At 68.0% G+C, this 22,198-nt stretch carries 20 protein-coding genes and 1 tRNA gene; 9 read left to right on the forward strand and 12 right to left on the reverse strand.

The window, feature by feature from the left end; all coding sequences use genetic code 11:
• Positions 1-6 precede the first annotated feature (6 nt).
• A complete protein-coding gene (locus ASD38_RS01275; RefSeq protein WP_056443329.1) occupies positions 7-648 on the reverse strand; it encodes a phosphoribosylanthranilate isomerase in 642 nt (213 codons plus the stop codon).
• A 309-nt stretch (positions 649-957) separates the two neighbouring features.
• On the opposite strand from ASD38_RS01275, the gene ASD38_RS01280 reads away from it, so the two are divergent.
• On the forward strand, positions 958-3,798 hold the full coding sequence (locus ASD38_RS01280) for an FG-GAP repeat domain-containing protein (protein WP_056456941.1): 2,841 nt from the start codon (positions 958-960) through the stop codon (positions 3,796-3,798).
• A 77-nt stretch (positions 3,799-3,875) separates the two neighbouring features.
• Here the strand turns inward: ASD38_RS01280 and ASD38_RS01285 are convergent, their stop codons facing one another.
• Positions 3,876-6,164, reverse strand: coding sequence for an NADP-dependent malic enzyme (locus ASD38_RS01285; protein WP_056456944.1), 2,289 nt, complete (start codon positions 6,162-6,164; stop codon positions 3,876-3,878).
• Positions 6,165-6,417: 253 nt separating this feature from the next.
• On the opposite strand from ASD38_RS01285, the gene dapB reads away from it, so the two are divergent.
• From dapB to ASD38_RS01315, 7 genes are all read left to right on the forward strand, one after another.
• Complete coding sequence (dapB, locus tag ASD38_RS01290) at positions 6,418-7,242, forward strand: 4-hydroxy-tetrahydrodipicolinate reductase (protein ID WP_082560638.1); 825 nt, start codon at positions 6,418-6,420, stop codon at positions 7,240-7,242.
• Positions 7,243-7,281: 39 nt separating this feature from the next.
• On the forward strand, positions 7,282-10,593 hold the full coding sequence (locus ASD38_RS01295; RefSeq protein ID WP_056458211.1) for an intermembrane phospholipid transport protein YdbH family protein: 3,312 nt from the start codon (positions 7,282-7,284) through the stop codon (positions 10,591-10,593).
• Between the two features lie 34 nt (positions 10,594-10,627).
• Positions 10,628-10,804: a YnbE family lipoprotein gene (locus tag ASD38_RS23075; RefSeq protein WP_012288956.1), complete on the forward strand. Its 177-nt coding sequence runs from the start codon at positions 10,628-10,630 to the stop codon at positions 10,802-10,804.
• A 13-nt stretch (positions 10,805-10,817) separates the two neighbouring features.
• Entirely contained in the window at positions 10,818-11,180 is a 363-nt protein-coding gene (locus tag ASD38_RS01300) for a YdbL family protein (protein ID WP_056443339.1), read from the forward strand.
• A gap of 270 nt (positions 11,181-11,450) precedes the next feature.
• Positions 11,451-11,876 (forward strand): Hsp20 family protein, encoded by a 426-nt coding sequence (locus ASD38_RS01305; RefSeq protein WP_056444140.1) that lies wholly within the window; start codon positions 11,451-11,453, stop codon positions 11,874-11,876.
• Between the two features lie 100 nt (positions 11,877-11,976).
• Positions 11,977-12,246 carry a DUF1150 family protein gene (locus ASD38_RS01310; RefSeq protein WP_056443342.1) on the forward strand — a complete coding sequence of 90 codons (270 nt, stop codon included), beginning with the start codon at positions 11,977-11,979 and terminating at the stop codon, positions 12,244-12,246.
• 267 nt (positions 12,247-12,513) lie between these two features.
• Positions 12,514-13,131 (forward strand): peptidylprolyl isomerase, encoded by a 618-nt coding sequence (locus ASD38_RS01315; protein ID WP_056456947.1) that lies wholly within the window; start codon positions 12,514-12,516, stop codon positions 13,129-13,131.
• A gap of 200 nt (positions 13,132-13,331) precedes the next feature.
• On the opposite strand, the gene ptsN is transcribed toward ASD38_RS01315, so the two are convergent.
• From ptsN to ASD38_RS01360, 9 genes are all read right to left on the reverse strand, one after another.
• Positions 13,332-13,802: a PTS IIA-like nitrogen regulatory protein PtsN gene (gene ptsN, locus ASD38_RS01320; RefSeq protein ID WP_056443347.1), complete on the reverse strand. Its 471-nt coding sequence runs from the start codon at positions 13,800-13,802 to the stop codon at positions 13,332-13,334.
• A gap of 100 nt (positions 13,803-13,902) precedes the next feature.
• Positions 13,903-14,535 (reverse strand): ribosome hibernation-promoting factor, HPF/YfiA family, encoded by a 633-nt coding sequence (gene hpf, locus ASD38_RS01325; protein WP_056443349.1) that lies wholly within the window; start codon positions 14,533-14,535, stop codon positions 13,903-13,905.
• A gap of 51 nt (positions 14,536-14,586) precedes the next feature.
• Positions 14,587-15,198 (reverse strand): exopolysaccharide biosynthesis protein, encoded by a 612-nt coding sequence (locus tag ASD38_RS01330; RefSeq protein WP_056443352.1) that lies wholly within the window; start codon positions 15,196-15,198, stop codon positions 14,587-14,589.
• A 57-nt stretch (positions 15,199-15,255) separates the two neighbouring features.
• Complete coding sequence (gene rpoN, locus ASD38_RS01335) at positions 15,256-16,758, reverse strand: RNA polymerase factor sigma-54 (RefSeq protein ID WP_056456950.1); 1,503 nt, start codon at positions 16,756-16,758, stop codon at positions 15,256-15,258.
• A gap of 279 nt (positions 16,759-17,037) precedes the next feature.
• Positions 17,038-17,796: an LPS export ABC transporter ATP-binding protein gene (gene lptB, locus ASD38_RS01340; RefSeq protein WP_056444143.1), complete on the reverse strand. Its 759-nt coding sequence runs from the start codon at positions 17,794-17,796 to the stop codon at positions 17,038-17,040.
• A gap of 18 nt (positions 17,797-17,814) precedes the next feature.
• Positions 17,815-18,414 carry an LptA/OstA family protein gene (locus tag ASD38_RS01345; RefSeq protein ID WP_056444145.1) on the reverse strand — a complete coding sequence of 200 codons (600 nt, stop codon included), beginning with the start codon at positions 18,412-18,414 and terminating at the stop codon, positions 17,815-17,817.
• A 17-nt stretch (positions 18,415-18,431) separates the two neighbouring features.
• A complete protein-coding gene (gene lptC / locus ASD38_RS01350) occupies positions 18,432-19,100 on the reverse strand; it encodes an LPS export ABC transporter periplasmic protein LptC (protein ID WP_056443359.1) in 669 nt (222 codons plus the stop codon).
• A 10-nt stretch (positions 19,101-19,110) separates the two neighbouring features.
• The gene (locus tag ASD38_RS01355) at positions 19,111-19,728 is read right to left on the reverse strand and encodes a ribonuclease D (protein ID WP_056456954.1); all 618 of its coding nucleotides are present in this window, start codon (positions 19,726-19,728) and stop codon (positions 19,111-19,113) included.
• A gap of 269 nt (positions 19,729-19,997) precedes the next feature.
• Positions 19,998-20,084 (reverse strand) — tRNA-Leu (locus ASD38_RS01360).
• A gap of 144 nt (positions 20,085-20,228) precedes the next feature.
• Between ASD38_RS01360 and ASD38_RS01365 the strand changes: the two genes are divergently transcribed.
• Positions 20,229-21,185 carry a complex I NDUFA9 subunit family protein gene (locus tag ASD38_RS01365; protein ID WP_056443363.1) on the forward strand — a complete coding sequence of 319 codons (957 nt, stop codon included), beginning with the start codon at positions 20,229-20,231 and terminating at the stop codon, positions 21,183-21,185.
• Between the two features lie 150 nt (positions 21,186-21,335).
• On the opposite strand, the gene ASD38_RS01370 is transcribed toward ASD38_RS01365, so the two are convergent.
• A complete protein-coding gene (locus ASD38_RS01370) occupies positions 21,336-22,145 on the reverse strand; it encodes an undecaprenyl-diphosphate phosphatase (RefSeq protein WP_056458213.1) in 810 nt (269 codons plus the stop codon).
• Positions 22,146-22,198: the final 53 nt, after the last annotated feature.

The raw sequence follows: 22,198 nt of genomic DNA on the forward strand, positions 1-22,198 counted from the left end.
GAAACATCACGCGCGTTTGACGGCGTCGAGGAACGCCGTGATCAGAGCCGGGTCCTTTAGGCCGGGACCCCGCTCGACGCCAGAGGAAACGTCCACCAGCGGCGCGCCGGAGGCCTTGATCGCCAGGGCTACGTTCCACGGATCCAACCCCCCGGCCAGGAAATGCGGGCGAGAAAATCGCCGGCCTTCCAGCAGGCTCCAGTCGAACCTTGCGCCGGTTCCGCCGGGGAGGGCGGATCCTTCCACCGGTCTGGCGTCGAACATCAGGTGCTCGACCACGCCGTCGAAAGCCGAGGCCTGGTCGACGTCCGCCGCCGACGAGACCGAAAAGGCCTTGATCACCCCGGCCCCGCTGCGCCGGGCGATCTCGCGGACCCGCGAGGGGGTCTCCTTGCCGTGCACCTGGATCAGGTCGGGCTTCAGCGTGGCCATCAGCTGGTCGACCAGGGCGTCGTCGGGATCGACGGTGACGGCCACGGTCTTGACTGGTGATTGGCGCAGCGGCGCGGCCAGCCGGGCGGCGGCCTCGGGGTCGAGGTTGCGGGGGCTCTTGGCGAAGAACACGAAACCCAGATGCGTCGCGCCGCCGTCCAGGGCGGCCGTCACGGCCTGGAGGGTCGAAAGGCCGCAGATCTTTGCATGAGGCATGGGGTTATCAACAGGGCGGGAAGAAGAGCTTGGCCGTTAACGGCTCGGCGACGTTCGACATATAGGGCGGTCGGCTGAACGACGAAACGCTCCTTGCGTCGGCGCCGAAATAAAGGGCGGTTCCGGCTGATGGGATGCGCTCTAAGTTGTGTCTGTACCCGTTAAGCCTAAGGCTGTATTATAACGATTGAGCTACAGATCGAACACGGATAGGTTTATAACAAGTTGCAATACACGTATTCCGCATCACCACTCATCGCCTATCTTGGCCAGAGCTTGTACTTTGACATCAAAGTACAAAATGATGACGTGCAATATCTGACCTTCACGCTGGAAGACGGAGTTTGGAATACGGTTGGCGGGTGGAGCAATTCCGGCGCGACCATCATCAAGATGGACACTCTGGGGGTCAGCGGCGTCACTCAGTGGGTGAACGATTCCTTCGACCTTAATATTAACCTGGTGAGTAACTGGGTTGGCGGTTGGTGGGTCATGGACGCGCAGACCGCGCGGGACACCATCACGGACAACGCCCAGCGCATCCAGATCGCCAACCTCGAAAGCAACGTCTCGCACGAGGCCAGCGCCAAGGATTGGCGCGCGGACATCCACTCGTTCACGGAACTGGCCGACTTCGTCGCGGACAAATTCACCGACGCCTACGCGGCGGAGACCACGCACGCATTTTCAACGCAGGAAAGCCGCGCTCTCTATTACATGCAGTGGGTCTCGGGTCTGTGGAGCTACGGCAACCTGACCGACATCTACGCGCCGGGCGCTGTCCAGGACAACGAGATAACGGGCGCCATCGACCCCGCGACGATGTCGGTTCGCACCTACCTCGACTCGCCTATCGGTTGCTGCACGGACTACGTCACGGTTCTGACCTTCCTGCTTTCGCAGGCTGGCATCGAGACGCGGGTGGTCGGCGGCGTGGGTCACGTCCTGGTCGAGGCCTCGCTGGACGGCAAGTGGTGGACCTTGGACGCCAATGTGGGGATCGCCTACGAGGCGTCGGTCGACCAGATCGTCGACACCAGCACCACCGTGAAGGCCATCAGCTTCGACCACGAAGGCATGCAGCTGGGTTCCTCGATCTACCGCGAGGCGCTGGTCGAATTCCGCCAGAACATACTCGCCTATTTCGACGACGGCTTCTTCGCGGACGGCTACCGATACAACACCGTCGACTTCTTCCACAGCCTGCCCTACGGCGACGCCTTCCTGTCCGAGATCAACCTCGCCGACTGGCCGACGTCGGACAACAGCCAAAACGGCTATCTGACCCTCAACTCCGATCTGAACGGACTGACGCTCGACCAGTACTACGCCATACTCAACATCCCGCTTCAGCGCCTGCACGCCGCGCAGGTGGACAGCGACGTCAGCACCGCCTTCGCCGACGGCGGATGGCGCGTCGGGATCACCAGCTTCTCCGGTCTGGTCGGCTATGTGGAGCAGCAGTTCGCCGCCGCGGCGCCCAACAGCGCCTTCTCCACCGCTGAAAGCCACGCGTTCTTCTATCTTCAGGCGGTCTCCGGCCTGTGGAACCTGGGCGCGGACGCGGGGGCCAGCGATGTCGCCGGCCTCCTGTCGGCCTCGACCGCGTCGCAGTCCGACTTCGCGACCGTGCTCGCCGCCCTCCTGAACCAAGCCGGCATCGAGAGCCGAATCATCGTGACGCCCAACTTCGTGATCAACGAAGTCAATCTCGACGGACACTGGTGGTCGCTGAACGCGGCGACCGGGGTGGCCGTCGAAGGGGCCTGGAACCAGGTGGTCGACACCTCGGGAATGCCGACGGTCTATCTCTTCGACAACGCACACCTTGATATGGGCGAACACTACCAGGACGTCGTTGATAACCTGGTGCGCGTCTACATGACCTCCGTGGCCAACGGCGTGGAATACGACTTCCAGCGCTACGCGGTCGCCGATTGGGCGCTGACCCACGGCTTCGGCGACGTCCTGGCCGGTCTGGCCGCGACGAAGACGCTGTTTCTCAACGGTGGTTCGTGGACCGAGCAGTCCAGCACCACGCCCTGGAACCTCGGGGACTTCGACGGCGACGGCAAGGCGGACGTATTCTCCTACGTGCCCGGCGTCTCCGGCGCCAACATGCTGCTGTCCAGCGGCTCGGGCTTCTCGACGCCGGCCAGCTGGACCGGCGCGGGCAACGGTTCGCAAGGCTGGTACGTCGGTGACTTCAATGGCGATGGCAAGGACGACATCTTCCGGGTGATCCCCGACGCTTCCGGCGCCCAGGTCTTCCTGTCCAACGGCGCGACCTTTGTCGGCGCGGGCAGCTGGGCTCAGCCCAACCTCAACGCCGGTCGCTGGTACATCGGCGACTTCGACGGCGACGGGCGCAGCGACATCCTCAACTACGCACCCGGCGTTTCCGGCGGCCAGGTCTATCTGTCGACGGGGTCGTCGTTCGCGAGCGCTGGGTCATGGACCTCGGCGGGCAACGGCTCGACGGGCTGGCTGATCGGCGACTTCAACGGCGACGGCAAGGACGACCTGGGGCGCGTCATCAACGACTCGGGGTTCCAGGTCTTGATATCGAACGGCGCCGGGTTCGATACGGTCGCGATCTGGTCGACGACGGGGAACGGGGCCGACAAGTGGGCGATCGGCGACTTCAACGGCGACGGCAAGGACGATCTGTTGCGGCGCGACGCGGCGACGGGCGGCAACGAGGTCTTGCTCTCCGACGGGAGCTCGTTCCACGGTCAAGGCCTGAGGAGCTCCAGCGATCCCGGCCTGCGCGGCTGGTTCGTCGGCGACTTCAACGGCGACGGGCTCGACGACATCTTCACCAGCCCCAGCGCTTCGGCGTCGATCAGCGTCGAACTGGCCCAGAACAAGGGAACGGCCGACCAGTTCGTGGGCCAGGACGACCATGTCGACAAGTTCGTGTTCCCGGCCGGCTTCGGCAACGACACGATCGTAAACTTCGACACCGACGGCGCCGACCACGACCTGATCGGCTTCAGCAAGTCGGTCTTCACCAGCTACGGGGATGTGATGGCGCATGCCCAGCAGGTGGGCCTGGACGTCGTGATCACCGTCGATGACCACACGTCGCTGACGCTCCACCACACGCTGATCGGAAGCCTGGTGTCGGACGACTTCCTCTTCCGTTGAGGCGCGTGATCGAGGGGGCGTAGCGAGGGCGATGCGGGCCGCGTCGGAGCCGCGCCTCCTGTCGCCGTGCGGTCAGATCACTCCCCCGCCGCCAAATCCCCGGCCCCCTCGTACGCCGCCATCATCGCCATATTCAGAATCTTCGACACCGACGCGCTCAATGGCGCGATCTGCACCGGCTTCGACAAGCCCAGCAGCACCGGCCCGATCACCGTCGCGCCCCCGAGCGACTGCACCAGCTTGGTCGCGATCGAGGCCGAGTGGATGGCCGGCATGACCAGGATGTTGGCGCTGTCGGTCAGGCGCATGAACGGGTAGTTGGCGCGCTTTTCCGGGTCCAGGGCCAGTTCGGGCGGCATTTCGCCCTCGTATTCGAAGTCGACGTCCATCTCGTCGAGCATGGCCACGGCCTCGCGCACCTTGTCGGAGCGCTCGCCCATCGGGTTGCCGAAGGTGGAGTAGCTCATGAAGGCCACGCGCGGCTTGAAGCCCAGGCGCTTGACGGCGCGGGCGGCCTCGCAGGCGATCTCGACCAGTTCGTCGGCGTCGGGCAGTTCGGTGACGTTGGTGTCGGCCACGAACACCGTGCGGCCCTTGGCCAGGACGACGGACATGCCCATGATCCGCCCGCCGGGGGCCGGGTCGACGACGCGGAGCACCTCTTCCAGGGCCTGGTCGAAGCTGCGGGTGACGCCGGTGACCATGCCGTCGGCCTCGCCCAGGGTGACCATCGAGGCGGCGAAGCTGTTGCGGTCCTGGTTGATCAGGCGCTGGACGTCGCGCTTGAGGTAGCCCTCGCGCTGCAGGCGCAGGTACAGGGCGTCGACATAGTCCGGGTTGCGGTCGCTGAGTCGAGCGTTGACGATCTCCAGGCCCGCGGTCTCGGGGTCCAGCCCCACCACGCGCATGTTTTCCTGCACCAGGTTCTCGCGGCCGCAGAGGATGGCCTTGCCGTAGCCGCCGGTCTGGTAGGCGTAGGCGGCGCGGATCACCGACGGGTCCTCGCCCTCGGCGAACACGATCGTCTTGGGATTGGCCAGCACCGCGCCGCTGATCTTCTGCAGGAAGCCGGCGGTGGGATCCAGGCGCTGGGCCAGGCTGGCGCGGTAGGCGTCCATGTCGGCGATCGGCTTGCGGGCCACGCCGGTGTCCATGGCGGCCTGGGCGACGAACGGCGGCACGTACCAGATCAGGCGCGGGTCGAAGGCCGAGGGGATGATGTATTGCGGGCCGAACTTCAGCTGGCGGCCGTGATAGGCGGCGGCGACCTCGTCGGGCACGTCCTCGCGGGCCAGCATGGCCAGGGCGTTGGCGCAGGCGATCTTCATCTCGTGATTGACGCGGCGGGCCCGCACGTCCAGCGCGCCGCGGAAGATGTAGGGGAAGCCCAGGACGTTGTTGACCTGGTTGGGATAGTCGCTGCGGCCGGTGCCCATGATGGCGTCCTTGCGCACGGCGTGGACCTCTTCCGGGGTGATCTCCGGATCGGGGTTGGCCATGGCGAAGATCACCGGATTGGGGGCCATGCTGGCGATCATCGCCGGCGTGAAGGCGCCCTTGGCCGAGAGGCCCAGTAGCACGTCCGCGCCCACGACGGCTTCGGCCAGGGTGCGCAGCGGGGTGTCGACCGCGTGGGCGCTCTTCCACTGGTTCATGCCCTCGGCGCGGCCGCGATAGAGCACCCCCTTGCTGTCGACGGCGATGACGTTCTCGGGCTTGACGCCCATGGCCTTGATCAGCTCCATCGAGGCGATGCCGGCCGCGCCGGGGCCGTTGAGCACGACCTTGACGTCCTCGATCTTCTTGCCGGTGATGTGGCAGGCGTTGATCAGGCCGGCGGCGCAGATGATCGCCGTGCCGTGCTGGTCGTCGTGGAACACCGGGATGTCGAGCAGCTCCTGCAGCTCGGTCTCGATGCGGAAGCATTCGGGGCTCTTGATGTCCTCCAGATTGATGCCGCCGAACGTGACGCCGATGTTCTTGACCACCGTGATGATCTCGTCGGCGTCCTTGGAGCTGATCTCGATGTCGATGGAGTCGACGTCGCCGAAGCGCTTGAACAGGACGGACTTGCCCTCCATCACCGGCTTGGAGGCCAGGGCCCCCAGGTCGCCCAGGCCCAGGATCGCGGTGCCGTTGGAGATCACCGCCACCAGGTTGCCCTTGGAGGTGTATTCGTAGGCCATGTCCGGATTGGCGGCGATGGCGTGGACGGGCACGGCGACGCCGGGGGAATAGGCCAGGGACAGGTCGCGCTGGGTGGCCATCGGCTTGGTGGCGACGACGCCGATCTTCCCGGGGGTCGGATAGCGGTGGAAATTCAGCGCTTCCTCGTCCGTGAAGGTCTTCTTTTCCGCGTCGCTCATGCGGTTCCCCTGTCCTGCGCAAGTGTCTGGGGACGGGCCGAACAATGCGGCGCGTCCTTATGTGGGCGCACCGTAGCGACCGGGCGGGGTCGTCACAACCTTACCCGGGGTAAGTTTTTGGCCGCAAACGCTTGTTCTGCTTGGGATTAGTTCTGTCCAACGTTGTCATTTCGCCCCTCCGGCGCGGTCCTTTGACTTGACCTGAGGGGGCGGGTCGGGAGACTACCGCGCGGGTCAATCCCGGGAGATCGCCTTGAGCCAGAACGACTTAGCGCCGCCGCAAAGCCGATCGAAAGGTACCGTTACCATTGCGTTGGCGGGCGCCCTCGGGCGGATGGGCCAGGCCCTGGCGCGGACTCTGGACGGGCGGTCGGACGCGACGGTCGTCGGACGATTTGATCGGCCCGGCGCGACCGGAGAGGGCCTGGTCGAGCGCGACGTGGCCCTGAAGGCCGCCGAGGTGGCCATCGACTTCACGATTCCCGAGGCCTCCGTGGCCCTGGCCGAAGCCGCCGCCCTCCTTTCTGAAAGAGATGGCGGCGGCCCCGCCTTGGTCATCGGCTCGACCGGTTTTTCCGACGAACAGAACGCCCGGATCGCGGCGGCGGCGACCAAGGTCGCCATCGTCAAGTCCGGCAACTATTCGCTGGGCGTCAACATGCTGATGGGCCTGGTCAGGCAGGCCGCCGCCGCCCTGCCCGCCTCGGACTGGGACATCGAGGTGTACGAGGCCCACCACAAGCGCAAGATCGACGCCCCGTCCGGCACCGCCCTGATGCTGGGCCAGGCGGCGGCCGACGGGCGCGGCGTTGGGCTGGGCCAGGTGGCCGACCGCGGCCGCGACGGCGTCACCGGCCCGCGCAAGGAAGGCGCGATCGGTTTCTCGGTGGTGCGCGGCGGCGGGATCATCGGCGAGCATAGCGTGATCTTCGCCGGCGAGGAGGAGGTGCTGACCCTGTCGCACTCGGCCACCGATCGGGGGCTGTTCGCGCGGGGCGCGGTGGCCGCCGCCTTGTGGGTCAAGGGCAAGCCGCCCGGGCTCTACGACATGCAGGATGTGCTGGGGTTTCAAAACTAGGCCTAACAATCGCCGCAGCTTGCGGCATTGTGCTCCTCGATGGCTGAACCGCTACCGCCCGATCCCCAGCCCGACGCCGAGCCGGCTTCCCCGATCGAAATCGTGGAGGCCGCGGGCGCGACGCTGAGGGATGTCGTGCTGGAGGTGATGTCGCTGGCCGCCCTGGCCTTCATCGCCCTGGGCTTCGCCACCTATGCCGGCCGCCGCGAGATCAGCCGCGAGCTGGCCCTGGCCTGGCTGAACAACAAGGGGATCGAGGCGACGCTCGACCTCGACGACCTTGACGCCACCGGCTTCGCCGGCGCCATTCGCCTGGGTCCCAAGAACGCTCCGGTGTTCTCGGCCGAGCGCATCGAGGTGGCCTATGACCTGGTCACGCCCTGGAGCGGCGGCCCGTTCGCGCTGAACACCCGGGCCGTGCGGCTGGTGCGGCCGAGGGTCAACGCCCGGCTCGACCAGAACGGCCTGAACTTCGGAACCCTGCAGCCGCTGATCGACGCGGCGCTGAAGTCGCCGGCCGAACCGACCACGCCCGGTCCGGCGATCCTGATCGAGGACGCCCGGGTGCTGCTGCGCACGCCCGGCGGCCCGGCCCGTCTGACCGGCGACGCCAGCCTGGACGACGGCAAGCTGCTGCGCTTCGACGGCCGGCTGGGCGCCCTGCGCTACGCCGCCCCGGGGTTGTCGTTCGAGACCGACGGCGCCCTGATCAAGGCCCGCAAGCGCGGCGACCGCCTGACCCTCGACGTCCAGCTGGCCCTGAAGACGCTCAGCGTCAGCCATTCGGGCGCCAGCCAGCTGGACCTGACCGAGGCGCAAGGCTCCCTGCAGGCCGACCTGACCTATCCGGACCTGAAAAAGCTGTCGATGGTCGGACCCGCGGAGGCGCGGCTCGCCCTGAAGGCCCGGGGCGCCGAGGTCGGGGCCGCCAGCCTGGGCGGGCTGGAGGCCAATCTGGCGGTGGCCGGGCTGCTGAGCGGCGACCTCAAGCGCGGCGGCCTGACCGGCAAGACCACCCTGCACGCGCGGGGCGAAAGCCTGACCGCCACGGGACCAGGCGGCGGCCTGGACAGCCGCGACGTGGTCGCCGACCTCGACCTGTCGAACCTGGCCCTGACCTATGATCCGGCCGGCGCGCACGGCTCGGCCCGCACCCGCCTGACCGCCAACGCCGAGCGGGCGGTGGCCGGCGGCGCGGCCCTGTCGCGGACCTCGGTCGAGGTCCGGTCCTCCAGCCTGACCCTGGTTTCGGACAAGGCCCGCAGCTCGATCAGCGGTCCGCTGACCGTGGCCCTGGGCGGCGGCCGCGTGGCGGCGGGCGGGGTCGTGCTGTCCAGCCTGGCGGCCGACGGCAAGGGCCGGTTCTCGGTCGGGACCGACGGGATCGCCCTGGCCCTGGACGGCAATGCCGACGCCGACGGGGCCATGACCGGTCCGGACGCCGCGCGCGTGACCGCCGCCCTGCCCAATCCCGCCTACGCCCAGGCCGCCGCCCGGGCCCTGTCGCGTTTCGAGCTCAGCGCTCCGGCCCTGAAGCTGGGGATCACCGGCGGCCAAACGATCCTGTCCCTGCCCCGTCCGCTGTCCCTGACCGCCGCCACCGGGGCCAAGGCCGTGCTGAGCGCGCCCGGCGGCCCGCTGCTGGCGGCGCGGGACGGCGCGGCCGACGGGCGGGCGGCGGTCGCCCTGAGCGGCGGCGGCCTGCCCGACCTGACCCTGAAGGCCCCCAACTGGCGGTCCGACGCCTCGGGCCTGACCAGCGACGTGATCGTGGCGGGAACGCTGGACGTCCCGCCGTTCATCGGCGTGGCCGGAACCCTGGCCGGCCGGGCGCGGCTGGCCGACGGCGGACTGACGGTCCGCCTGAATCGCTGCACGCCGATGACCGCCCGGGCGATCGCCATGGGTGAGCCGCCGATCAGCGACGTGACCTTCGACCTCTGCCCCGCCGCCCAGCTCCTGGTGGTCGCCGCCGGCGGGATCTGGCGGGCCTCGGCCCTGGTCAAGGACGGCGCGGCCCTGGTCAATGTCGCCCAGGCGCGGCTGGAGGGCGTCGACGCCAGCTTCGTGGGCGGCGGGCGCGGCTTCGACGCCGCCCAGATCAAGGTCACCGGCGGCCGGGTGGTCGAGGCCTCGACCGAGGGCAAGCGCTTCGAGACCATCGCCGCGACCGGCCAGGTCGACCTGGCGCGCGGCCAGTGGACCGGCGGGCTGGACGCCAAGACCCTGGACGGCCGCGCGCTGGGCCGGGTCACGATCCGCCACGAGGTGGCCAGCGGTCGGGGCCAGGCCGATATCGACGCCTCCAAGCTGACCTTCACCAAGGGCGGGCTGCAGCCGCTGGGCCTGACGCCCCTGGCCGCGGTCGCCCGCGACGCCGAGGGTCCGGCCGCCTTCACCGGGCGCTTCGCCTGGGCCGGCGAGGTGATGACCAGCTCCGGCAAGATCACGACCACGGGCCTGGATTTCCGCAGTCCGCTGGGCCAGGTCCACCGGCTGAAGGGTCAGATCGTGTTCGACAGCCTGGCCCCGCTGACCGCCCCGCCCGGCCAGGTCCTGACCATCGACAGCATCGACGCCATCGTGCCGATCCAATCGGTCCAGGCCAGCCTCGCCCTCGGCGCGGAGGCGCTGCACCTGCAGGCCACGACCTTCGAGGCCTCGAAGGGCAAGATCACCCTCGAACCGCTCGACGTGCCGCTGGACGGCAAGGGCGTGATCAAGGGCGTGGTGACGATCGCGGGCCTGGATCTGGGCCAACTGGTCGCCGACTCGTCCCTGGCCGACAAGGTCAAGGTTGAGGCGGTGATCGACGGCCGCCTGCCGTTCGAGGCCGGTCCGGCCGGCTTCCGCTTCGTCGACGGCAAGGTCTACGCCGTCGGCCCCGGCCGCCTGTCGATCGCCCGCGAGGCCCTGACCGGGGTGCAGGCGGGGCAAGGGGCCGCCGTCGATCCCAACGATCCGCTGACCACCAAGAAGGACGCGCCCGTCAACGCCATCCAGGACTTCGCCTACCAGGCCATGGAGAACCTCAGCTTCGACACGCTGGAGGCCGGGGTCAACAGCACCGACAAGGGGCGGCTGGGCGTGCTGTTCCACATCAAGGGCGAGCACGATCCCAAGATCGTCGAGAAGGCCCGGATCGGCCTGATGGAGCTGCTGAACGGCAGCGCCTTCCAGCGCCGCATTCCCCTGCCCGCCAAGACGCCGGTCGACCTGACGCTGGATACGTCGTTAAACTTCGACGAGCTCCTCGCGGCCTGGCGGCGCGGATGGCAGGAAAGCGAGCCCGAAACGCCCGCGACCCCTCCCGCCGCGCAAGCGCCGCGTTCAGACGCGGTTCAGCCGTGAAGCCGCACCTTTCTCGAGAACTGGAGACACCCGCATGAAGCGCGCTCTGATCCTTCCCCTCCTCGCGGTGGGCGCCCTGGCGGCGTGCACACCGACGGTGCGGGTCAAGGTCGACCCGATCAACATCTACGCCAAGCTGGACGCCGACGTGCGCGTGCGACTGGACAAGGAAGTCCAGACGCTGATCCAGCAAAACCCGAACCTGTTCTAGAGGAGGAACCGACATGATCCGCAAGACTATGACGGTCCTGGCCCTGGCCGCCTCGCTGGGCGCCGTGAGCTTTGGGGCCCTTCCCGCCCTGGCCCAGTCGCCCGCCGCCAAGGCCGCCGTCGACGCCGCCAAGGCGTCCGGAACCGTGGGCGAGCAGGCCGACGGCTATCTGGGCGTCGTCTCGGGCGGCGACGCGGCCCTGCGCGCCGCCGTGGCCGAGATCAACACCGGCCGCGCGGCCGCCTACAAGGACATCGCCGCCAAGACCGGCGTCACCCCCGAAGCCGCCGGCCAGGCCACCGCCAAGCAGCTCTACGCCCGCCTGGCGCCCGGCCAGTACTGGAAGCCGCTGGACGGCGGCTGGACGAAGAAATAGGCGCGAACGGCCAGGCTGGTCCTCCCCCTGTGGGGGAGGCGGCCGAAGGCCGGTGGGGGGAGTTTGGGCAGGCGGCCTTTTCGTGCGGTCGGGGCCTCATTACTCCCCCCTCCGTCGCCCTTTGGGCGACACCTCCCCCACGGGGGGAGGACCTTGCTTCCCTCTTGAACCCGCCCGCGCGCGTCGCCACCTAGGAGTTACGTTGCGAGGCCGGGCGCCGATCTTGGGCCTGATCCTCGCGAACGAAGTCGCTTGAGCGAGGACTTCGCGATGACCCGGACGATCCTGTTCGACAGCCCCTTTCTACTGGGCTTCGAGCACACACGAGACCTGATCGAGCGCGCGGCCAAGGCCGCCGCCGAAAGCTATCCGCCCTACAACGTCGAACAGGCCGACGACGGCGGGGTGCGCATCACCCTGGCGGTGGCCGGCTTCTCGCCCGACCAGCTGCACGTGACCGTCGAAGGCGGCCAGCTGATCGTGGCCGGGCGGCGCGACAACGAAGGCAAGCCCGAGGCCGACAAGGCCTATCTGCATCGCGGCATCGCCGCCCGCGGCTTCCTGCGGACCTTCGTGCTGGCCGACGGCATGGAGGTCACGGCCGCTACGCTCGAGCACGGCCTGCTGCACGTGGACCTGGCCCGTCCGGAGCCCGAACGGCTGGTCCGCCGCATCCCGATCCGCTCGGCGGGATAGGCCTTACGGCGGCCCGTCGACGCTTTCTCATCACGATCCCCAGACGCGGTCTGAACCGAGACGCGCCACGGGGCGTTCCCTTTCCGAAGGAGGTGGTCTTATGACACCGAACCCCGCTACCCCGTTCTTCTCCGCCGAAGCCTTCGCGGCCCTGGGCGCCCCGGATCTGGTCTATGTGCGACCGATCAAGGCCGCGGAGATCCTGGCCGACGTGCCCGTCGGCGTCAGCGACGAGGTCGACCTTTCTCCTGACCAGACGCTCTACGCGGTGTTCCGCGCCGACGGCGCGCGCCTGGCCGTGCTGACCGACAAGGACGCGGCCGTCGCCGCCGCCCTCGCCCACGAACTGGCGCCCGTCTCGGTGCACTAAGTCCTATCGCCGTGCTTGGTCCTCGTCCTTCGACAAGCTCAGGATGAGGACCATTTTAGAAGCTTTGCAGTAGAGAACCTCATCCTGAGCTTGTCGAAGGACGAGGTTCTCGCTTGCGGGGGGGGGGGCGAGCGCCGACCGCGCCAGGACTTTTTCGATCCCATCGGTATCTTCGCAGGTCTCGGCAGCGAGCCGACCACCTTCTGTCGACGCGCCCCCTTCAGGCAGGGTAAGCAGGCGTGACCTTCGATAGGACGAGGAAGACGCATGAACGACGCGAGGATCGGGCGCCGGGGCCTGCTGGGCGTGGCCGGACTGCTGATCGCGAGCCCAGCCTGGGCCGCCCAACCCAAGCCTCTGGCCAAGCCCCGCGTGGCGATCCAGACCGATCACGGCGTGATCGTCGTCGAACTGGAGAGCGGCAAGGCGCCGGTCACCTGCGCCAATTTCCTGCGCTATGTCGACGCCCGCAAATACGACGGCGGGAGCTTCTACCGGGCCTCCAAGACCAAGGGCGTCAAGGGCGCCGGCTCGATCCAGGGCGGACCGCCCGACCGCGTGCGCCGCTTCGCCCCCATCGCCCACGAAAGCACCCGCCTGACCGGGATCAAGCACCGGGCCGGGACGATCTCGATGGCTCGCAACGCCCCCGGCAGCGCCACCTGCGACTTCTTCATCTGCGCCAGCCCCCAGCCCTATCTGGACGCCCATCCAGGCGCGGCGGGCGACAACCAGGGCTTCGCGGCCTTCGGCGGCGTGGTCCAGGGGTTGGATGTGGTGAAGAAGATCCTGGCCCTGAAGGCCGACGGCCCCGCGCCCTATCCGGCCATGAAGGGCCAGATGCTCAATCCGCCGGTGAAGATCATCGGAATGAAGCGGGCTTGATCGGAGCTCGAGCTCGCTAGCAACGAACCTCCATTCAACCGTCATCCCGGGCCTTGTGCCCCGGACCCCTGGTTCAGCTGACGGTGAAGCGCCTTGGCGCGCTGGCGCGCCACTCCCCTCGCACCTGCGGCGGACAGAGGGGGCCCGGGCACAAGGCCCGGGATGACGGTGGGTTGTGGGGTGTTGAAGGGGGAGGACCCTCAGGCCGCCGTCGGCTTGCTCTCGTGGGCCTGGGTCAGCGTCACGTGCACGGCGTCGGCCGAGCGGGCCTTGCGCAGCTGCTCGCGCATTTCCGGCTGGCGCATCAGCCGCGAGATGCGGGCCAGGGCCCGCAGGTGGCTGGAATCGGCGTCCTTGGGCGCGAACAGCGCCACCAGCAGATCGACGGGCTTGTCGTCCACGGCCCCGAACGCCACCGGGGTCTCCAGACGCACGAACACCGCGCGGACCCGGTCCAGGCCGCGCAGGCGGGCGTGCGGGATCGCCACGCCCTGGCCCACGCCGGTCGAGCCGGCGTTCTCGCGCTCGATCAGACCCTCCAGCGCCTCGTCGGCGTCGACGCCGAACGCGCGGGCGGCGACGTCGGCGATCACGCCGAGAACCTGACGCTTGTTGGCGGCGCTGACCCGCAGGGTGACCGCGCCGGGCTCCAGTAGATCGCCGATGGTCATGGTGTGGAAACTCGCTCGCAGTCGGTCGTCGCGTATCGTCGCCCCAAGAAAGCCTCGGGATTGGGACCTACCAAAACGCGCCGACCGACCCGAGGTTCGATCAGCCCATGGCCGGTGCGTGCCCGTTTAGCGACTTCGTGCGTTCGGGGTCGATCCAGCCGATATTTCCGTCAGGCCGCCTGTAGACCACAGACAAACCGTCGTGGGCGGCGTTCCTAAACACGATTGCCTGGGACTCGGTCAAGTCCAGTTCCATGACCGCCATGGAAACAGTCATGATCTTCAGCGAGGACTGGGTTTCGGCGATGATCATGCCGGCGGGGGCGCCGGCGGGGTGATCGTCCTCCGCGCTCCAGTCGTCGTCGTCGATCTCGTCGCTGTCGGGGGCCCGCAGCACGTACATCGCCGCGTTTTCCGCCTGCTTGGCGGTGGCGGCGATGGAGTGGCTCTTAAGTCGTCGCTTGTAGCGCCGAATGCGCGTCTCGATCTTGGCCAGGGCGGCGTCGAAGGCCGCGTGGGCGTCGCCGCCCGAACCATGGCTGATCAGCTGCTGGCCCGAAGCCAGCTTGACCGAACAATCGACCCGGAAGGCGAAGCCCTCCTTGCTGATCACGACCTCGGCGTCACCGCCGCGGTCGAAATACTTGCCGATGCTCAGGGCGATTTCGTCGGAGACTCGCGCTCGCAGAGCCTCACCAACGTCGACATGCTTGCCGGAGATTTGGACTTGCATGGCCTATCAACGCGCCCGTCTCGGCCCGGTGTCAAGCGTCGCAAAAACGACTTAAAACAGCCCCGGAATCATATGCAGGAGCCTCTGAACCGCCGCCGTCACGACCCCGGCGCTGACCACCAGCAGGCCGACGCTGATCGACGCCATCAGGTAGCCCAGCAGGGCCAGAAGGCCGTCGCGCTGCAGCAGGGCCAGGGCCAGGACGGCCACCGTGGCCCCCGGCGCCAGGTTGCCCAGCGGGATCGGCAGCACCAGCACCAGGGCCAGCAGGGTGCAGACCACGCCGATCAGGCGCTCGCCGACCCGGCCGAACAGGATCTCCAGCCGGGGACGGGTGACCAGCTCCATCCGGCGGACGATCGGCGTCAGCCTACGGAACAATCCGCGCAGGTCGTCGCGCTTCAGGGGGTGCTCGACCAACTTGCGCGGCAGCCACGGAATGTCGGAACCCCAGGCGATCTGCGGGGCCAGCAACAAGATCGGCAGGCTGAGGATCGTGGACGAGCCCGGGGGCAGGGGCAGGCAGTTGAGCAGGCCGAACACCAGCAGCATGGCCCCGAAGGCGCGGCTGTCGAACTGCTCCAGCATCTGGCCGACGGTCAGGACGGGACGCGTGTCCTCGCCGAACCCCTCGATGACGTCGGACAAGCTCTCGGTGGTCATGCTTCGCCTTTAGTCGTCTTCACGAAACGCGGAGCACGACTGTTCGGCACCATGGGGTCAGGCGGTTTCCTTGATCAAGCGCCGCCGTTCAACTGACGAGGGAATTCGCAGGGCCTCGCGGTACTTGGCCACCGTGCGGCGGGCGATGTCCACGCCGCTGTCCTTGAGGATCTCGACGATGCGGTCGTCGGAATGGACGTCGGCCTCGGTGCGTTCGGCCTCGACCAGGCCCTTGATCTTGTGGCGCACGCTGGCGGCCGAGTGGGCCTCGCCGCCTTCGGTGGCCTGGATCGCCGAGGTGAAGAAGTATTTCAGCTCGAACACCCCGCGCGGGGTGGCGATGTACTTGTTGGAGGTCACCCGGCTGACCGTCGACTCGTGCATGCCGATGGCGTCGGCGACGGTCTTCAGGTTCAGCGGTCGCAGGTGCTCGACGCCGTAGGCCAGGAAGCCGTCCTGCTGGCGGACGATCTCGCTGGAGACCTTCAGGATGGTCTTGGCCCGCTGGTCGAGGCTTTTGACCAGCCAGTTGGCGGTGGCGAAGCTGTCGGAGACGAAGGTCTTTTCCTGGTCGGTCCGCGCGCCCTTGCTGACGCGGGCGTGGTAGCGCTGGTCGACCAGCACCCTGGGCAGGGTGTCGGTGTTCAGCTCCACGTGCCACAGGCCGCCCGGCGTCTCGCGCACATGGACGTCGGGCACCAGGGTCTGGGGCGGATCGCTGTGGAAGGCCGCGCCGGGGCGGGGGGTCAGGGCGCGGATCTCGGCGACCATCTCGCGCAGGTCCTCGTCGTCGACGCCGCAGAGCTTGCGCAGGGCCGCCATGTCGCGCTTGGCCAGCAGGTCCAGATTGTCCAGCAGGGCGGCCATGCAGGGGTCGTAGCGGTTGACGTCCTTCAGCTGCAGGGCCAGGCACTCGCGCACGTCGCGGGCCATGACGCCGGCCGGCTCGAAGCCTTGCAGCACGGTCAGGACGCCTTCCACGAAGTCCAGGGCGCAGCCCAGGCGCTCGGCGACTTCGGCGATGTCGGCGCGCAGGTAGCCGGTCTCGTCGACGGCGTCGATCAGCACCCCGGCCACGACGTTCTGGGCGGGCGACAGGCCGGCCACGGCCAGCTGCTGCGTCAGGTGCTCGACCAGGGTCGGCGGGCGCGACAGGGCGCCTTCGTAATTGTCGTCGCTCTCGAAATTGCCGCCGCCGCCGGTGCGCGACCAGTCGATCTGGCCGCCGGCCTGTTCAGCCCCGGCTTCGGCGCCGTCGCCGGTGGCGCGTTCACCTGGGGAAACGTCGTCGGGCGTGGCGTCCATCTGGCCGCTGGCGGCGCTGTCGGAGACCGCGTCCAGGCCCAGGTTCTCGGTCGGGCGTTCGATCTCGTCGGGCGCGCGCTCGGCCTCGACCGGGCCGTCTTCGCGCTGGAGCAGGGGATTGCGCTCGAGTTCGGCCTCGACGAAGGCGTCGAGTTCAAGGTTCGACAGCTGCAAGAGCTTGATCGCCTGCTGAAGCTGCGGCGTGATGACAAGGCCCTGGCCTTGACGAAGCTCCAATCGATGGCCGAGAGCCAATGCGCCCTCCTGGGCAAATCAACGAACCTGTTGATCGCCATTGAAAGGCCAGTTGGTTAACGGGGCGCCAACGCCAGCAAAAAGCGGGCCACTGCGACCATCCGCCCGCGAAACCCGGCGTCTTTCTCGATCCTGAACATCAAGCCGTTGATATTGCGAGGTTTCTGCTGTGTCGAAACCTCGACGCACGGACCGCGCGCGCCGGATGTCGGAACGCGCGGCCCGTTAAATTTGCCCAGGACGGAGGGCCTCGACCCGAAAGGTCGAGGCGAAGGGCGCCTAGACCCGCTCGTCGAAGCTGTCGCCGAGATAGACGCGGCGGACCTCGGGGTTGTCGACGATCTCCTGCGGGGCGCCCTCGAACAGCACCTCGCCGGCGTGGATGATCGAGGCGCGATCGACCATTTGCAGCGTCTCGCGGACGTTGTGGTCGGTGATCAGGATGCCGATGCCGCGGTTCTTCAGATAGCTGACCACCTCGCGGATGTCGGAGATCGCCAGGGGGTCGATGCCTGCGAACGGTTCGTCCAGCAGCATGAACGAGGGTTCGCTGGCCAGGGCCCGGGCGATTTCGACGCGCCGGCGCTCGCCGCCCGACAGGGCGACGGCCGGCGACTTGCGGATGTGGGTGATCCGCAGCTCTTCCAGGATCTCGGTCACATGCTCGCGCGCCTTGCGCTGGTCCTTCTGGCGCATCTCGACCACGGCCATGACGTTCTGCTCGACCGTCATGCCCCGGAAGATCGAGGCTTCCTGCGGCAGATAGCCCACGCCCATGCGGGCGCGCTGGAACATCGGCTGGCTGGTGATGTCCTCGCCGTCCAGATAGATCGAGCCGTAGTCGGCGGCGACCAGGCCGGTGATCATGTAGAAGCAGGTGGTCTTGCCGGCGCCGTTGGGGCCCAGCAGGCCCGCGACCTCGCCGCGCTTGAGGCGCAGGGAGACGCTCTTGACGACGGGGCGGTCGCCGAACGACTTGCCGATGGCGTCGACGACGAGGCCGTCTGAGGCTAGGTCGCTAACACCCGGGTATTGCATCGAAAACGCCATGGGTTCCTACGGCTTGCCGGCGGGCTTTTTGTCTTTGTTCTGGTCGGGATAGAGCACCGCCCGCACACGCGTCTTGCCGCGACCCGTGGCGTTGGATTCCATCTTCACGTCGTTGGTCTTGGTCTTGATCGTCATGCGGTCGCCGCGCGCGACGTCCTGACCCTGGACGGCCACGACGTCGCCGGTCACCACGACGGTGTCGGTGGCGTAGTCGTAGACGGCGTGATCGCCGCGCACCGTCTGTTCCGGCGTCACGTAGAAGACGTTGCCGTCGGCCTCGACGCGATCGACGTCGCCGCAGTCGGCGTTGCCGCCTGGCGTCGCGGACGCCTTACCCGGCACCTTGCGGCGGTTGTAGACGGTCATGGTCGCGGCTCGCATGCGGGCCTTGTCCTGCAGAACCTCGACCGCGCCGCGGAAGATGGTCTTGCACTGGCTGTTGATGACCTCCTGCTCGTCGGCGGAGATGTCCACCGGCGCGCTGGAGTTGTTGCCGCCGCCGCCGGGCGTCTGCGCCATGGCGGCGCCGCCCCAGGAACCCACGACGAGGGCCGGGCCGCTCAACAGGCTGAAGGCGATCGCCGTCGGCGCCATCCATCGATTCATCAACCAGGTCCTCATGTCTATTCCGGAGCCGTCCCGGGGTCTTGGCCTTGTTCCGGGACGGTTTCGCCCGTCTTCCGGTCGATCCGTGTCTTGACGCCGCCCCGGAAGATGATGCGGTCGCCCTTGTCATATACGGAGTAAGCGTTGGATTGCACCTGTCCAGTTGGACCTTCGCCTTGAAGCGAGGTTTCGCCGGTGGTGTTGCCGTTGCGGGTGTCGACCAGCGCCTCGTCCGAAGCAAAGCGGTAGCCGGCGCCGTCGTCCATGCGGACATTGCCGTACAGCTGGAGCTTCAGGGTGTCTTCGCGATAGACGCCGCGATCGGCGGTCGAGCGGGTGGGGGCGGGGCTGCCCACGCCCAGGGTCAGGGTCGGGGCGTCCAGGAACACCCGCTTTAGGTCGTTTTCGTCGCGCACCGCCGAGCGGGCGGTGATGATGAACGGCCGCCCGTCGCTGGACTGGCCGTAGAAGCGCGGCGAGACCATGCGGATCTGGGCCTTGCTCTCGGCCGGCCGACGGTCGCCGGCGGTGAAGGATCGCCAGGCCACCTGGCCGCCGACCGTCGCCAGCAGGGCGGCCATCGCGGCCGGCAGCACCACGCGCGCCAGCTTGACGCGGCGCGAACGGCGGCGCCAACGGCGCAGGTCCCGTCTGTATCCCGCCTGGTCGGCCTCGAGGGTGGTCATGCCTCCGGCCTCAGCTGTGCGCGAAGATGTCGACGTCTTCCCAGCCGGCCAGGTCGAGGGCCGCCCGATGGGGAAGATAGTCGAAGGCGGCCTTGGCCAGCGCCATGCGGCCCTCGCGGACCAGCATGGCGTCCAGGCGCTCGCGCAGGGCGTGGAGATGCAGCACGTCGGACGCGGCGTAGGCGACCTGCTCGGGCGACAGCGTCGCCGCGCCCCAGTCCGAGCTCTGCTGGACCTTGGACAGCTCGATCCCGACCAGTTCGCGCGTCACGTCCTTGAGACCGTGGCGGTCCGTATAGGTGCGGGCCAGCTTGCTGGCGATCTTGGTGCAGTACACGGGAGCCGTCATGACCCCTAAGTGCAACAGGAACATGGCGATATCGAAGCGGCCGAAGTGGAAAAGCTTCACCACCGCCGGATCGGTCAGCAGGCGCTTGAGGTTGGGAGCGTCGTAGGTCGAGCGGTCCAGGCGCACCACGTGGGCGTCGCCGTCGCCCGACGACAGCTGGACGACGCAGAGCGGATCGCGGCCCAGCCGAAGGCCCATGGTCTCGGAATCGATGGCGACCGCGGTCGCGCCGGCGAAAGCGCCGTCCGGAAGGTCGCCTTCATGCAGAAAGTTGGCCAAGTCTCTTCGTCTCCGCGCCTCGGTCTCGTCGCGCGGACGCTGCGAATTCCCGATACGCCTGAATAGTGGGGCGCCGACCCTGTCGGCCGGATGAACAGGATATCTAACGCCTGGCCAGCGCGACCGCCAGCCCATCCCGCGCACAAGACCGCGGCGCACGATAGGGTTGCGCGCGGCTGGATCGCGCCCCCGAGGGGGCGAAACACCATCTAGGGATGTTGGATTTCATTCGGCGCCACCCCGACCTTCTTCCGAAGGTTGGTAGGGGGTGGTGCCCAGGAGAGGACTCGAACCTCCACGACCTTTCAGTCACTGGCACCTGAAGCCAGCGCGTCTACCAATTCCGCCACCTGGGCCTGCGGGGCGATCCGTGGAGCGCCGCGAGGCCGGGACGTTTATGCAAAGGTTTTGACCGCGTCAATCGCTTAGTTGCGCATTTCGTTGCGATTGGTCGCGGGGTCGTCTATCCCCCGCCTCACGAGTTTAGGACGAGGTTGATTATGCAAGGTCTGGTCACGGTGTTCGGCGGCTCCGGCTTCGTCGGCGGCCAGGTCGTACGCGCGCTCGCCAAGGCGGGTCATCGCGTGCGGGTGGCGGTGCGCAATCCGAACCTGGCCTATCGCATGCGCATGCTGGGCGATGTCGGCCAGATCGAGGTCGTGCAGGCCAATGTCCGCAACGCCCCGTCGGTGGCCCGCGCCGTGGACGGCGCCGAGGCGGTGGTCAATCTGGTCGGCGTCCTGTGGGAAAGCGGCCGGCAGAAGTTCCAGACCCTGCACGTCATGGGCGCCAAGACGGTCGCCGAGCAGGCCAAGGCCGCCGGCGTCAAGCGCCTGGTGCAGATCTCGGCCATCGGCGCCGACGCCAATTCGCCCTCGAAGTACCAGCGCACCAAGGCCGAGGGCGAAGCGGCCGTCCGCGCGGCCTTCCCCGGCGCGGTGGTGATCCGTCCGTCGATCGTGTTCGGCGCCGAGGACAAGTTCTTCAACAAGTTCGGCCAGATGGCCGCCCTGTTCCCCGCCCTGCCGCTGATCGGCGGCGGCGAGACGAAATTCCAGCCGGTCTATGTCGGCGACGTGGCCCAGGTGGTGGCGAAAGCCGTCGCCCATCCGGCCGCCGAGGGCCTGACCTACGAGCTGGGCGGCCCGGCCGTCTACAGCTTCAAGGAGATCCTGGAGTTCATCCTGCGCGAGACCGGCCGCAACCGCGTCCTGGCTCCGATCCCGTTCTTCGCGGCCGGCCTGATCGGCAAGATCGGCGACCTGTCGCCGATCGCGCCGCCGCTGACCTCGGACCAGGTCGAGTCGCTGAAGACCGACAATGTCGCCGATCACGGCCTGCCGGGCCTGGCCGAGGCCGGCGTCGTGCCGACCACCGTCGAGTCGGTGGTCCCGTCCTACCTCTACCGCTACCGCAAGGGCGGCCAGTACGCCGAGGTCCCGGCGGGGGCGTTCTAGGAATTCAAGGTCCTCCCCCCGTGGGGGAGGTGTCGGCGCAGCCGGCGGAGGGGGGAGTGATCGGACCTCGACCGCTGTCCGGATCGACGATCCCGAGACTCCCCCACCGGCCTTCGGCCGCCTCCCCCGCAGGGGGAGGGCCCGCGCCCGTCAGCGCGGGATGTAGATCAGCCCCAGGCCGATCACACCGACCACGATCCGCCACCAGGCGAACGGGGCGAAGCCGCGCTTGCCGATGAAGGCGATCATCGTCTTGACCACCAGCAGGCCCGACAGGAACGACACCACGAAGCCGACGGCGATCGTGCCGGCGTGGCTGGTGTCGATGTCCTTGTAGCTCTTGAGCAGGTCCAGGGCGAAGGCGCCGACCATGATCGGGATGGCCATGAAGAAGCTGAACTCGGCCGCGGCCTTGCGCTCGACGCCGATCAGCATCGAGCCGACGATGGTCGAGCCCGAGCGTGACACGCCCGGCAGCAGCGACAGGCACTGGAACAGGCCGATGAAGAACGCGGTCTTCAGGCTCAACGCCATGCCGTCCATCTCGCGCGGGGCGGGGGCCTTCTTGTCGACGATCAGCAGCAGGAAGCCGCCGATGATCAGCGACACGCAGATCACCTGCGGCAGGTAGGGGTTCTCGAAGAAGTGCTTGATCACGCCGTGCAGGAGGAGGCCGGCGGCGAAGGCGGGGATGCAGCCGATGATCACGCTGAGCGCGAAGCGCCGGGCCTCCGGCTTGGTCGGCAGGCCGACCACCACCTGCCACAGGCGCTGAAAGTAGACCGCCACCACGGCCAGGACCGCGCCCAGCTGGATCAGGACGATGAAGGTGTCCCAGGTCGGATCGGTCAGGCCCAGGGCGATCTTGGTCAACAGCAGGTGTCCCGTCGACGAGACGGGGATGAATTCGGTCAGGCCCTCGACCAGGCCCAGCACGATCGCGATCAGCCAATCCGGCATCGTCATTCCTTACAGGCGCACGGCCTCAAAACCCTGGGCCGGGCGTGCGCCCG

Origin of the sequence: Caulobacter sp. Root487D2Y (genome assembly GCF_001427165.1) — a bacterium.
GTDB lineage: Bacteria > Pseudomonadota > Alphaproteobacteria > Caulobacterales > Caulobacteraceae > Caulobacter.